The sequence below is a fragment of the Polyangium sp. 15x6 genome (assembly GCF_029960785.1).
In the GTDB taxonomy this organism is placed as follows: Bacteria; Myxococcota_A; Polyangia; order Polyangiales; family Polyangiaceae; genus Polyangium.
Genome location: NZ_JASBQE010000116.1, coordinates 1 through 12136, shown reverse-complemented (window position 1 = coordinate 12136; position 12136 = coordinate 1). Strand labels below are relative to the sequence as shown.

At 68.2% G+C, this 12136-nt stretch carries 10 protein-coding genes; 4 read left to right on the top strand and 6 right to left on the bottom strand.

Annotated features, from left to right (window positions below; genetic code table 11):
• Nucleotides 1-20 precede the first annotated feature (20 nt).
• Together QHF83_RS45565 and QHF83_RS45560 are read right to left on the bottom strand one after the other, a co-directional pair.
• Entirely contained in the window at nt 21-2354 is a 2334-nt protein-coding gene (locus tag QHF83_RS45565; RefSeq protein WP_282424402.1) for a hypothetical protein, read from the bottom strand.
• A gap of 66 nt (nt 2355-2420) precedes the next feature.
• Nucleotides 2421-3938, bottom strand: a complete 1518-nt coding sequence (locus tag QHF83_RS45560; protein WP_282424401.1) for an amidase family protein — start codon at nt 3936-3938, stop codon at nt 2421-2423.
• Between the two features lie 211 nt (nt 3939-4149).
• On the opposite strand from QHF83_RS45560, the gene QHF83_RS45555 reads away from it, so the two are divergent.
• Nucleotides 4150-4593 carry a hypothetical protein gene (locus tag QHF83_RS45555; RefSeq protein ID WP_282424400.1) on the top strand — a complete coding sequence of 148 codons (444 nt, stop codon included), beginning with the start codon at nt 4150-4152 and terminating at the stop codon, nt 4591-4593.
• Nucleotides 4594-4596: 3 nt separating this feature from the next.
• On the opposite strand, the gene QHF83_RS45550 is transcribed toward QHF83_RS45555, so the two are convergent.
• Complete coding sequence (locus QHF83_RS45550) at nt 4597-5457, bottom strand: hypothetical protein (protein WP_282424399.1); 861 nt, start codon at nt 5455-5457, stop codon at nt 4597-4599.
• A 38-nt stretch (nt 5458-5495) separates the two neighbouring features.
• Nucleotides 5496-6491, bottom strand: a complete 996-nt coding sequence (locus QHF83_RS45545) for a hypothetical protein (RefSeq protein WP_282424398.1) — start codon at nt 6489-6491, stop codon at nt 5496-5498.
• 112 nt (nt 6492-6603) lie between these two features.
• Between QHF83_RS45545 and QHF83_RS45540 the strand changes: the two genes are divergently transcribed.
• Nucleotides 6604-8424 carry a DNA methyltransferase gene (locus QHF83_RS45540; protein ID WP_282424397.1) on the top strand — a complete coding sequence of 607 codons (1821 nt, stop codon included), beginning with the start codon at nt 6604-6606 and terminating at the stop codon, nt 8422-8424.
• Here QHF83_RS45540 and QHF83_RS45535 read toward each other — a convergent pair.
• Nucleotides 8402-8797, bottom strand: a complete 396-nt coding sequence (locus QHF83_RS45535; protein WP_282424396.1) for a DUF779 domain-containing protein — start codon at nt 8795-8797, stop codon at nt 8402-8404. The genes QHF83_RS45540 and QHF83_RS45535 overlap by 23 nt on opposite strands.
• Entirely contained in the window at nt 8797-10317 is a 1521-nt protein-coding gene (gene adh / locus QHF83_RS45530; RefSeq protein ID WP_282424395.1) for an aldehyde dehydrogenase, read from the bottom strand. Before adh ends, QHF83_RS45535 begins: the two co-directional genes overlap by 1 nt.
• Before the next feature lie 168 nt (nt 10318-10485).
• Between adh and QHF83_RS45525 the strand changes: the two genes are divergently transcribed.
• Together QHF83_RS45525 and QHF83_RS45520 are read left to right on the top strand one after the other, a co-directional pair.
• Nucleotides 10486-11616: a hypothetical protein gene (locus QHF83_RS45525; RefSeq protein ID WP_282424394.1), complete on the top strand. Its 1131-nt coding sequence runs from the start codon at nt 10486-10488 to the stop codon at nt 11614-11616.
• A gap of 131 nt (nt 11617-11747) precedes the next feature.
• A complete protein-coding gene (locus tag QHF83_RS45520; protein WP_272423435.1) occupies nt 11748-12014 on the top strand; it encodes a hypothetical protein in 267 nt (88 codons plus the stop codon).
• The last annotated feature ends 122 nt before the right edge of the window (nt 12015-12136 follow it).

Here is a 12136-nt window from a genome sequence, read left to right as displayed (position 1 = left end):
AAACGTGCTCGCGTCGTCGTTCAGGAGAGGGGCGGGGCCTCCGCCCCCGCCTCCGATCTCGCCGGCACCACGAGCGCAGCCACGAGATACGTCGCGGCCCCCGCGACGAGCAACCACCGAAACCCCGCGTGCATTGCGACGAGCGTCCCCATCGCCGTCGCCGCCACGCTGGCCACGCCATTGAGCCCCCAGCACCAGGGCAGGAGCTCCGCCGCGCGCGCATCGATGAGTCGCACGCCGAGCGGCGTCTGGGATCCGAGGAGCAACCCGAGCGGCGCGAGAAGGGCCAGCGTGAGGGCAAGACGCAATCCGAATGGCAAGCTCACGGCGAGGCCGAGGACACGGCCGAGCAGGAGCGCGTAGATCACGAGCAGCGCCGCGAGCAAAATCGCCCTCGCGCGCGCCGCTCGTTGCGCGCGCTCCACGCCGATCCGCGCGGTGAGCAAGCTGCCGAGGCCCGTCGAGAGCAAAAGCGCCACGAGCACCGTCGAGAGCGCATAGATCGGGTGCCCGAGGTACATCACGAAATACTGCACGAGCGCGACCTCGACGTAGACGAACCCCGCGCCGAGCCCGAGGAAAAAGAGGAGCGCGCGCAGCCTCTGGCCCCGATCGGGCGCCCGGAGAATGGCCACACGACGAACGAGGAGCGGGCCCAGGAGGAAAAGCGCCGCGATCACGGCGCTCGTGACGAGCAGGCCCACGAGCGTGAGGAGCCCGTGCTGCAATTGCCGCTCGCTCGGGCTGCCGAGCACCGAAACGAGGCAGCGCGCGGGCACGGTGTAGAAAAAGAAGGGGCGGTCGTCCGTGGGCGGGGTGAGGTCGGTCCGCGCGTCCGGCCATGCCTGCCTCGCGTCGGACAGGGTGGCGAGGCGGTGGCGCAAATCATTGCCGGGTGCGTCGGGGGCGAATACCTCGTAGAAGTGGTTCGACTGGCAATGGGCGCGGAGCGAGGCGATCTCCTCGGGCGTGAGCGGCGTGCGTTTGACGAGGAGCGAGGTCGAGCGCTCCTTGCCGCAGGCGAAGAGGTGGTCCTTCGGTTCGGCCGCGCCGCTCTCGCGCAGGGCGGCCGCGCCGAGGGCGAGGAGGCGGGGGAACTCGTTGTCCCAGCGATTGACGAGGAGCGTGCCCTCCGGGGTGAGGCGCTCGATGAAATCCCGGAACGCCTCGACCGTGTAGAGGCTGTTCTCCGAGAGCGCGAGCGCCCCGACCGAGGCTGCGGCCCAGGTATCCACGAGCGAGATCACGATGTTGCGGAACTGCACCGGCGAGCGCCGCACGAAGCTGCGGCCGTCGGCGACCGAGACGTGGACCTCGGGTTTGTCGAAGAGGCCGCCGCTGAAATCACGATACTTCCCCCGCATCACGTCGTTGACGATGGTGGGGTTGATCTCGGCCGCGAATACGTCCTTCTGGCCCGCCTTGAGCGCGGCCCGGATGTCGCGCCCGCCGCCGGCGCCGATGACGAGCACCGGGCCCTGATCCCGGTGCAGGACGTACGCCATTTCATCGGGGTGGAGCGGCGGCGTCTCGTCCGGGGCGAGGATGGCCGTGGCGGCGCTCGCGTCCATCCGCATCCAGGCCATTCCATCACGAGGTTTGTCGACGGTGATGAGGGCCATCTCGTTCCATTGCTGGAACTCGACCTGCTTCATGTCGACCCAGCGCAGCTCGCCGAGCACGAGCCAGGGCACGCGCAGATCGGCCGCGAAGAGCACGCACGCGCCGAGGACGAACGTGGCGATGACGGGCATTTGCGCGGGCCGTTGCGGACCATAAGGCCCCTCCGCCTGCCGCGCGCCGAGCGCGAAAAAAAGCGCTGCGAGGGAGCAGAGCACGCAGACGACGAGGCACGCGCGCGGGCCGCCCGCCCGGAGCGCGAGAATGGATCCGGCGCCGCCCACCGCGGCCCCCACGAGATCGACGAGGTAGAGGCGGCTCACCTCCGCCGCGGCGTGGCGCAACGCCGCGGCCACCACGATGCCGATGAAGACGAACGGTATCGACGTCACGAGGTACGTCCCGGCGAGGCGCCCGAGGACGGCGAGGTCGATGGTCTCGATCGGCCGGGTATGCAGGAGCATCACGACGGCGACGACGGCGGCGAGGCCCGCGAGGCCGGAGAAAAGCCCGAGGCGCGCGAGGAGGTGCGTCGGGCGGGCCAGCGCGGGGACGACGTACAGAAGGACGCCGCCGAGGCCGATGCCGAAGAGCGAGAGCGAAATGGCCAGGAAGGCGAGGTGATGGCCGAGCAGGGCCGAGTAGAGCCGCGTCAGCGCGATCTGGAGGACGATGCCCGCGGCCGAGATGATCGCCACGCCCGCATAAAGACCTTGCCGTTGGGTGACTCGCACCGGCGATGTCTATCACGAATCGCCGCGGGCACGGGAGCCTTCGAGGAGCCTCGGCGTGGAATCACGTCACGAGAGCCCCGGCGACGCGGAGGCGTGGACGGGCGGGCGACGAGCGCGGAAGGATTGGACCTCTTCGATCTGCGCGCAGAGCCGGAAGAGACGCGCGTCCTCTCCGAAGCGCGCCGTGAGCATGGTCCCGATGGGCAAACCCTCCGCATTCCAGTGGAGCGGCACGCTCGCGGAAGGCTGGCCCGTCACGTTGAAGACCGGCGTGAACGGCGAGAATGCATAGGCGCGATCCACGGCCATGTCGAGCAGCCGCGGCAGCCGCAAGAGCTCCGGGCGATCGAGCCGCGCCACGAGCTCTTGCATTCCCTCCTCCAGGCCCTTCGCGAGCAACGTCCCATGCGGCACGGGCGGCCTGCCGATCGTCGGCGTGAGCAGGACGTCGTATTCCTTGAAAAACCCGGCCACGGCGCGCTGCACTTCGAAGAGCTTGCGCCGGTAATACACGAACGTCCCCGCGTCCGTGCTCCGGCCGACGAGGTTCAAGAGCCACGTCGTCCGCTCGACGTCCTCGCGCCGCGCCGGGCGACCGAGGAAGGCCTCCGACGCGCGGATCTCGGCGGCGACGAGCGCACTGAAATGCAGGAAAAACCCCTTCGCGAACTCGCGCGCGTCGAAGCGCGGCCGCGCCGGCTCCACGTGATGCCCGAGCTTTTCGAGGAGTTTTGCGGTTTCCTCGACGGCGCGCCGGTTGTCCGGGTGGGGGTCCGCGCCGTGCAGGAGCGGGTCGGTCGTGAAGGCAATGCGGAGTTTTTCGGGGGGCGCGCCGAGCGCGTCCAAGAAACCGTGGTACGGCGCGGGCGCGTGGTACATCGCGGTCGTCTCGGGCCCAGCCGTCGCGTCGAGCGCGGCCGCGCTGTCGCGCACGGTGCGGGAAAGGACGTGCTCGGTGGCGAACCCGTAAAAGCTCTCGCTCACGTCGGGGCCGACCGGCGTTCGCGCGCGCGTGGGCTTGAAGCCGAAGAGGCCACAACACGCGGCCGGGATACGGATCGATCCGCCGCCGTCGCCGCCGTGCGCCATGGGCACGATGCCCGCCGCGACGGCCGCCGCCGCGCCGCCGCTCGATCCGCCCGGCGAGTAGCCGAGGCGCCAGGGGTTGTGCGTGGGGCCATAAAGCTCGGGCTCGGTCGTCGGCAAGATGCCGAACTCGGGGGAGTTCGTCTTGCCGAACACGACGAGGCCGGCGCGCAGGAATCGCTCGGTGAGCTCGGCGTGGTGGGAAGGGACGTTGCCGCGATAGAGGCGGCTCGCGGCCTGGAGCGGCACGCCGGCATAGGCGGAGGCCATGTCCTTCATGAGGAAAGGCACGCCGCGGAAGGGGCCGTCGGGCAGCTCGCCGCGCGCCCGCTCGCGCGCGATGACGTGCATGCCGATCACGATCGCGTTGAGCCGCCCGTTCACGCGTTCGGCGCGCGTGATCGCCTCCTCGAGCAGCTCGGCGGGGCTCACCTCCCCCTTCTTCACGAGCGCGGCAAGGCCCAGGGCGTCGTGGTCGTCGTATTCCTTGAAGCTCACCCCCGTGTACCTACCAGATCGCGCGCGCCCGACTCAACGACGAAGGGCACGGCCACGGCGCATCTCTTGCGCCTCCGCGCGCGCCTTGCGCGCCGTGTCGACCCGCGGCGTCCATCGACCGATGAAATCCCGGGCCGTTTGGTGTATGTAGGGCGACGCGCGAGCCCGGCACGCGCCGTGCTTGGGTCTTCGGTGCATCGAACGAGGCACGATGAAACACCAATATCTCTTCGGTCTTCTCGCGGTGGGAGCCCTCGGCGTGGCCGGCTGTGGCACGGATTATTCGGGCACGTACAAAGGCGAGGCCACGGAGTCCGGAACGGTGAAGATCGCCGTCCCGCAGACGGCGGACGTCGCCAAGAACGAGTCGCCGCCGCGCAAGGTGCCCGACGCGACCGTGACGGTCTCGAAGGACGGGAGCGCCTACGTCGTGAAATTCGCGGCCTGCGAGATGAAGGGCGAGGCGTCGACGCCGACGCTCGTCGTCGTGAAAAACACGTGTGACGTCAAAGTGGCGAACTGGGAGGGCAAGCTCCCCCTCTCGGCGACGCTGAACTTCGACGGCACGGGCGCCCTCTCGATGGAAGTCACGGGCACCACGAAGAACGAGGCGACGGTCATCTCCTACGACTGGACGTTCAAGGGCAAGAAGTAACGTTCATTCGGGACAACCGATCGGCTGCGTGGCGAGGACGACGTCGTCGATCCAGATCGCGCGCGCCTCGTCCGGCAGATAGGACTCCCACCCCAGGTAGAGCTCGGAGAAGAGCGGCGCGACCCAGGGAGCCGTCGGCGTATCCGGGTTCGTACAGCCGTCCCCGGTCTCCTTCACGGCGATGCCGGGCACGCCATACCCGTCGACGGAGAGCTGCATCGCGTTGTTTTGCCCGTCGAACTTCCATTCGAAGCACGCCCACCGCCCCACGGGGATGGCCACCTCGTGCGAGTGGGCCCAGCACGCCGTGTGAGGGGCGCTCATCGGATCTTCGTAATACTCGGGCGTGTCATAGAACGCCGTGAGCTGGCTGCCGAGGAACGCTCCCGTCCCCTCGTCGAGGATCGGGTGGTGCACGCCATAACGGTAATAAGCCTTGTAGGTCTGTCCGGGTACGCGCCCCTGCCCCGTCACGAGCCCGATGCCCCCCGGTTCCATGGGCACGGATTCGACGAACATCATCGCCCGGCCATAAAGCACGTTGCCCTCCGGGGGGAGCACCGAGGTGTCGTCGAGCGCGAGCATCACGGTCCGGAAATCGTTGCCCATGCTGGTCGCGGTCGCCGAGATCTTCACGGCGCGCGAGCCGCTTCGGGCGTTCTCCGAGGAGAGGACGACGGAACCCCCCACCTCGACGGTGCGCCACTTGCCCCCGGGTTTGTCGCCCGCGGCGGCCGATTCGAAGTCGTCGCAGAGAAGCGCCGTGTCGCAGATGTTCGAGAACTGTCGTTCCTCGGCCGTGCACCCGGCAGCGCAAAACGCGGCCGTGAGGAGGATTGCGGAGAGTTTCCCGTCGTTTCGCATGCCGCGTTTTATCACGGCGACCGGTGGGACGGCAGGGGTCAGCGGCAGCCCTCGGCGCGGGACCAGTCGAACGTGTCGTCCTTGAACTCACGGGTCGACTGCGATTTTCCACCCATGGACATGTCGACGGTCTGCTCGAAACGCACGTGACGCGGCTTTAGCGTGCGCGGGTCGGTCTCCGCTTCGGTGCGGGTCACGCGGCGGATATTTTCGATGGGCATGTCTTTGGGGAAATGGGGCCCGGCGATCTCGCGGATGAGGCTGGCGAGGCCCTTGGCCGCTTGTTCCCCCTGGAGGGTCTGCGTGATCGACACCCGGACGAGCGCGTCGTCCCCTCGGGCTTTGCCGTGGTGCTCGAAGCGCATGCGTACGGGGATCGTCTCCGCCCCGGCGGGGACCGTGTCGTCGGCCTCGACGACCTCGCCCGGCGAATTCGAGAGCCCGATCCACGCGCCGACCCAGGCATTCCAGGAGTCGCCCGCGGACGAGGCGAGCTGCGCCTGCATCTGCGGCGAGCGGAGCGCCTGCGCCATGAACGACGAGAGCTTGGGGTTGTTGGCGATCGCCGGCGCGGCGAGCATGCGCTCGATGACCTGTTCGAGCCCACGGGCCTCGAGGTACTCGCCCTCGGGCGAAATGATCATGGGCACGGGCATGCTGAGGAGCGGGAGCACGGGGGCGAGCTTCTCCTGCGCCTCGGGCGTGGTGGCGTCCTCGCCGTTGACCACGAGGAACTCGGTGTTCTCGACGCGGACCTCGATCTTGCCGTCCTTCATGGGGCGGGCCGCGACGAAGAAGCGCATCTTCGCGCTCTTGCCCTTCTTCTCCGAGACGCGCTCGACGGGCACGCGGCAAGGCACCTTCCACCCGAAGGAGAGGTCGGTTTCGTTCGTCCCGGCGGACTCCGCGACCTCGTCGGCATTCCCCGCGGACGAACCGGAGGCGGGCGTGGCCGGCTCTTTCGTGGCCTCGGACGAGGCCCCGCAGGCGGCGGTGAACAGGAGGAGCAGGAGGGGAAGTCGCGTGAGCCGCATGAGCAGCGCGCAGCATCCTTCCATTCGGCCTTGGCGATCCAGTGATTTTTTCCGTGTGGCCCCTCCCCTCGCTGCGTCTTGACGCACGGAAGGACACGAACATCATGGGGCCGTGACCGGAGCGCCCGAGCGCGTGGAGGAGACGAAGAGCGCCGCTGAGCGCCGGCAGCTCGGCGTGCATTACACGAACGAGGCGTTCATCCTCCGCACGATCCGGCCGCTTTTTCTCGACGCGCTCGAAGCGTCGCTCGCCGCGGCGGGCACGGCCGTCGCGCTCCGCGCGTTCGTCGAGCGGCTCCTCGGCCTTCGCTTCCTCGATCCCTCGTGCGGCGCGGGGAATTTTCTCGTGGTGGCTTACCGGGAAATACGCAGGCTCGAGCTCGAGGCCCTCGTTCGCCTGCGCGCCCGAGGCACGGTCCTGCCGCGCCGCGTGCGGCTCGACCAGTTTTGCGGGATCGAGATCGACGAGCGCGCCGCGAATGCCGCGAAGATCGCGCTGGAGCGTGAGGCCGAGGCCGGCGAGCGCGAATTCGTGGGGCCGAGCGGCGTCGCGCCGCGCATCACGGTCGGCAATGCGCTGCGGGTCGACTGGAAGGATGTTTTACCAGCCGAGCAGGCGTCGTTCGTCTTCGGAAACCCGCCGTTCGTGGGCATGGCCTGGATGAGCCCCGAGCAGCAGGAGGATCGGCGCCTCGCATTCGAAAAACTCGACACGCGCGGGATCCACGCCGGCAGGCTCGATTATGCGGCGGCGTTCATCGCCCGCGCGATGACGTACGGCGAAAGCCACCCCGTCCGGTTCGCGTTCGTCACCACGAACTCGCTCACGCAGGGCGAACAGGCGCGGAGCCTCGGCCCGCTGCTCCGCCGGTACGGGTATCGGATCGATTTCGCGCACCGCACGTTCCACTGGGCGAGCGACGCGAAAGGAAAAGCAAACGTCCACGTGGCCGTGATCGGATTCTCTCGCGGAAAACCGGGGCCGCGCCGGATCTTCGATTATCCCGATCCGCGGGGCGAGCCCGTGGAGCGGGCGGCGAAGAACATCAACGTCTATCTCGCCGACGGGCCGGACGTCGTGCCGCGAAAACGAAAAACCCCGCTCCAACCCGGATATCCCGCGGGCACGAAGGGCAGCCAGCCGACCGACGGCGGGCACCTCGTCGTCGAGCCCGCGGATCACGCCGCCGTGATGGCCGATCCCGTGGCCCGGCGGTACGTGCGCCAATATCTGCAGGCGTCCGAGTTTCTCTGGGGCGAGGGGCGCCATTGCCTCTGGCTCGAAGGCGTGCGCCCCGAGGAGATCGCAGCGTCCCCCGTCCTGCAAAAGCGTATCGAGGCCGTGCGTCGCGCGCGCCTCGCTTCGCGCACGCCGTCGGTGCGGGATCTTGCGGACGAACCGTGGCTCTTCACGCAGATCCGGCAGCCCTCGGTCCGGTACCTCGCGCTGCCCGAGGTCTCGTCCGAGAACCGTCGCGTGATCCCCGCGGCGTTCGTCGATCCGGACGTCATCGCCGGCAACAAATTGATCACGTTCCCGGGCGCGGACGACTGGATCTTCGGGATGCTGCAATCGAGCATGTTCATGGCCTGGGTGCGGGCCGTGGCCGGGCGCATGAAGAGCGACATCAGCATCGCGCCACACCTGACGTATTGCACGTTCCCCTTCCCCACGCCGGACGTCGAGGGACGTCGCCGCGTGGAGGAGGCGGCCCGCGCCGTCCTCGATGCGAGAAAGGCATTCCCGGAGAAGAGCCTCGGCGAGCTTTACGATCCACGCGGGATGCCGGAGGAGCTCGCACGGGCCCACGATGGGCTCGACAGGGCTGTGGAGGGGCTTTTCGAGGGGGGAAAACCGTTCCGCACGGAGGCGGACCGGCTGCGGGCGCTCTTCGAGCGTTATGCCAGGCTCAGCCTTGCGGGCCGCGCTTGACGCCGGCGGCGTCGAGCGCGCAGAGCTCGTCCCCGCCGAAGACATTCGATCGCGTGAGGAATCGCATGCCCTCGGGGGACTCGATCGAGAAGCCGGCCCCGCGCCCCGGGACGGCGTCAATCACGAGCTGGGTGTGTTTCCACAGCTCGAACTGCGCGCCGCCGATGTACACGGGGCAGCCCTCGATCTCGCCGAGCAGGACGTCCCGCTCTCCCACCTTGAACTCACCACGCGGGTAACACATCGGGGCGCTGCCGTCGCAGCAGCCCCCCGATTGGTGGAACATGAGCGGACCGTGGCGCACGACGAGCCGACGGATGAGGGCGATCGCCGCCTCCGTGGCCGTGACGCGCGGCGGGGCCGTGGGTTCCATCAGAAGAACCCCAGCGCCTTCGGGCTGTAGCTGACGAGCAGGTTCTTCGTCTGCTGGTAATGCGAGAGCATCATCTTGTGCGTCTCGCGCCCGATGCCCGACTGCTTGTACCCGCCGAACGCCGCGTGCGCCGGATAGAGGTGGTAGCAGTTCGTCCACACGCGGCCCGCCTGGATCGCGCGGCCCATGCGATACGCCGTGTTGATGTCGCGCGTCCACACGCCGGCGCCGAGACCATAAAGCGTGTCGTTCGCGACCGACAGCGCCTCGGCCTCGTCCTTGAACGACGTGACGCTCACGACCGGCCCGAAGATCTCCTCCTGGAAGATACGCATCCGGTTCGTTCCCTCGAAGATCGTCGGCGAGACGTAATACCCATTGTCGAGATCGCCGCCGAGGCGCACGCGCTCGCCGCCGAGGAGGAGCTTCGCGCCCTCCTTCTTGCCGATGTCGATGTACGAGAGGATCTTTTCGAGCTGATCACTCGACGCCTGCGCGCCGATCATCGTCGTCGGATCGAGGGGATTGCCCTGCTTGATCTTCTTCGTCCGCTCGACGGCCCGTTCGATGAACTGGCGGTAGATCTTCTCGCCCACGAGCGCGCGCGAGGGGCAGGTGCAGACCTCGCCCTGGTTCAGCGCGAACATGGCAAAACCCTCGAGCACCTTGTCGGCGAAATCGTCGTTCTGCGCGAAGACATCGTCGAAGAAGATGTTCGGCGACTTGCCGCCGAGCTCCAGCGTGACCGGGATCAGGTTCTCCGAGGCATATTGCATGATGAGCCGGCCCGTCGTGGTCTCGCCGGTGAACGCGATCTTCGCAATGCGCGGGCTCGACGCGAGGGGCTTGCCGGCCTCGAAGCCGAAGCCGTTCACGATGTTCACGACGCCCGGCGGCAGGAGGTCGCCGACGAGCTCGGCCCAGAGCAGGATCGTGGCCGGCGTTTGCTCGGCGGGCTTGAGGACGACGCAGTTGCCGGCGGCGAGGGCGGGCGCGAGCTTCCACGCGGCCATGAGCAGCGGGAAGTTCCAGGGGATGATCTGGCCGACGACGCCGAGCGGCTCGGGGAAATGGTAGGCGACGGTGGTATCGTCGATCTGGCCGATCGTGCCCTCCGAGCCACGAATACAGCCCGCGAAGTAGCGGAAATGGTCGATGGCGAGCGGCAGGTCGGCCGCGAGCGTCTCGCGCACGGGTTTGCCGTTGTCCCACGTCTCGGCGACCGCGAGCTTCTCGAGGTTCTGCTCCATGCGGTCGGCGATCTTGTTCAGGATGTTCGCGCGCTCGGTCGGCGAGGTGCGACCCCAGGCGGCGCGCGCGGCGTGCGCGGCGTCGAGCGCCTTGTCGATGTCCTCCGCGGAGGAGCGCGGAATCTCGCAGAAGGGACGGCCGGTCACCGGGGAGATGTCCTCGAAATGCTCCCCCTTCACCGGGGCGACCCACTCGCCGCCGATGTAATTCCCATAGCGGGACTTGAACGAGACCTTGGAGCCTTCTTGGTTGGGCGGCACGTAGACCATTGCGATTTCCTCCGCGAATGTCTCGCCCCCCGACGTGCCCCCCGCGGGCCGCCTCGGAGGCGAGGGAGGAGCAAACTCCCCGGGGTGGCCGGTGTCAAGGGGTTTGGGGCGCAGCGAGACTCTGAACGCCCCGGTACAGCCCGCGCGTGTGGTGGTAGAGTCGCTGCCATGTCGGATCTCATGTCGGAGAACCACCTCGGCCCCCTGATCTCGTCGTTCCTCGTGGACGGGGTGGGCACGCTGGGCTTCCTCGCGCTCTGCGCCGCCGCGCTCCTCGCGCGGGCGCGCAAGCGCGCGGAGGCGCGGGCCGCCGAGGCCTCGTTCGACGGCGACAAGCAGCTCGTGGCCGGCGAGGCGGTCCTCTTCGGCAAGGTCGAGCGGGCCGAAGGGTCGGAGACCACGGTGCGCGTCGAGGTGGATCAGGACGGCGAGGAGTCCGAGAGCTCCGGCGTGTGGTCGCACAAGTGGACCGAAAAGAAGCGGCGGGTCTTCGTCGCGCCATTCTATCTACGCCTCGCGTCCGGCGAGCGCGTGCGGATCGAGCCGCGGGACGACGTCTTCCTCGTGGACGAGATGGACGGGCTCGTCCGCGTCGATCTGAAGAGCCGCATGCGGTACGCCGAGCTCACGCCCGGCGAGCGCGTGTACGCCGCGGGCGTGCTCTCGCGCGCGCCGGATCCGGAGGCGCAGCCGACAGCGGGATATCGATCGGGGGGCGAGGGGTACGTGCTCCGGCCGCCGCGCAGCGGACGCATGTTGCTCTCGTCGCAGCCGCTCGGCGAGCGTTTCCACGAGCGCGCACGCTTTCACGCGCGCTGGGCGGGCACGATCCTGCTCGTCGCGATCTCGTTCCACGTCGCCTTCCTCGGCTATCACGTGCGACGCTGGGCGGGCACGGACACGACGGCCACCATCTTCAAGCTCGACCATTACGTCACGAAAAGCGACGACACCGTGACGCACCATTACCGCGTATGGCTCTCTCCGCGGGACGGAATCTCGGTCGACGATGAGGTGGAGCCGGAGGACTTCGCCTGGATGCACGAGGGACAGATCGTGCCGGTGCGGCTCGTCGAGGGGCCGCTCGCGTCGAACACGACGATCGGTGGTCACCTGACCATCCACCTGCTGGCCTGGGCCGTGGTGCCGCTGCTCTTCGGTGTGTGGCTCGCCTATCATCTCCGGGAGCACACGACGCGGCCCTGGTACGAGCGCGAGGTCGTGGATGAAGGCAAGGGGAAGCTCGAAGAGACGTTCGAGGCCGAGAAAAAGCGGAGTCAGCCGCGGCCCCAAGCCTGAGCCATCTTATCGATGCACTTCGATAAGCAAGGGAGTTCGGGCTGGATTTCGTCACGGGAACGGATTAGGGTCGCGTAAAGCCGTGAGGGAGAGAACGCTCCGCGCGGCGCACAACCAGAGGGGTATACGACATGGCAAAGCACAGTTTCTCGGTCAATTTCCCCGGCGCCGCAGTCGACATCATCGCGAAGGCGAAGGGCGCGATCGAGAAGGCCGGCGGCAAGTTCGGCGGCGACGAGAAGAAGGGTGATTTCTCGGTCCCGACGCCGGCCGGCAAGGTGACGGGCGTCTACACGATCACGGGCCAGTCGTTCGCCGTGGACATCACGGATAAGCCCTTCGTGGTGCCCGGCAAGGTGATCGAGGAGCAGGTCAAGTCGTTCCTCGCGAAGGCCTGAGGAAGCGTAGCGCCGGGGTTTCACCCCGGACCCCACGAGGGGCTCTCCGCCCCTCGACCCGGACCAGGGCAAGCCCTGGACGCGGGGCGACAGCGCGCGATGCGCGCTGTCGACAGGGAAAA

Coding starts and splice junctions, on each gene's coding strand:
- QHF83_RS45520 (WP_272423435.1), top strand. CDS start 11,748: ATGGCAAAGCACAGTTTCTCGGTCAATTTCCCCGGCGCCGCAGTCGAC.
- QHF83_RS45555 (WP_282424400.1), top strand. CDS start 4,150: ATGAAACACCAATATCTCTTCGGTCTTCTCGCGGTGGGAGCCCTCGGC.
- adh (WP_282424395.1), bottom strand. CDS start 10,317: ATGGTCTACGTGCCGCCCAACCAAGAAGGCTCCAAGGTCTCGTTCAAG.
- QHF83_RS45550 (WP_282424399.1), bottom strand. CDS start 5,457: ATGCGAAACGACGGGAAACTCTCCGCAATCCTCCTCACGGCCGCGTTT.
- QHF83_RS45525 (WP_282424394.1), top strand. CDS start 10,486: ATGTCGGATCTCATGTCGGAGAACCACCTCGGCCCCCTGATCTCGTCG.
- QHF83_RS45535 (WP_282424396.1), bottom strand. CDS start 8,797: ATGGAACCCACGGCCCCGCCGCGCGTCACGGCCACGGAGGCGGCGATC.
- QHF83_RS45545 (WP_282424398.1), bottom strand. CDS start 6,491: ATGCGGCTCACGCGACTTCCCCTCCTGCTCCTCCTGTTCACCGCCGCC.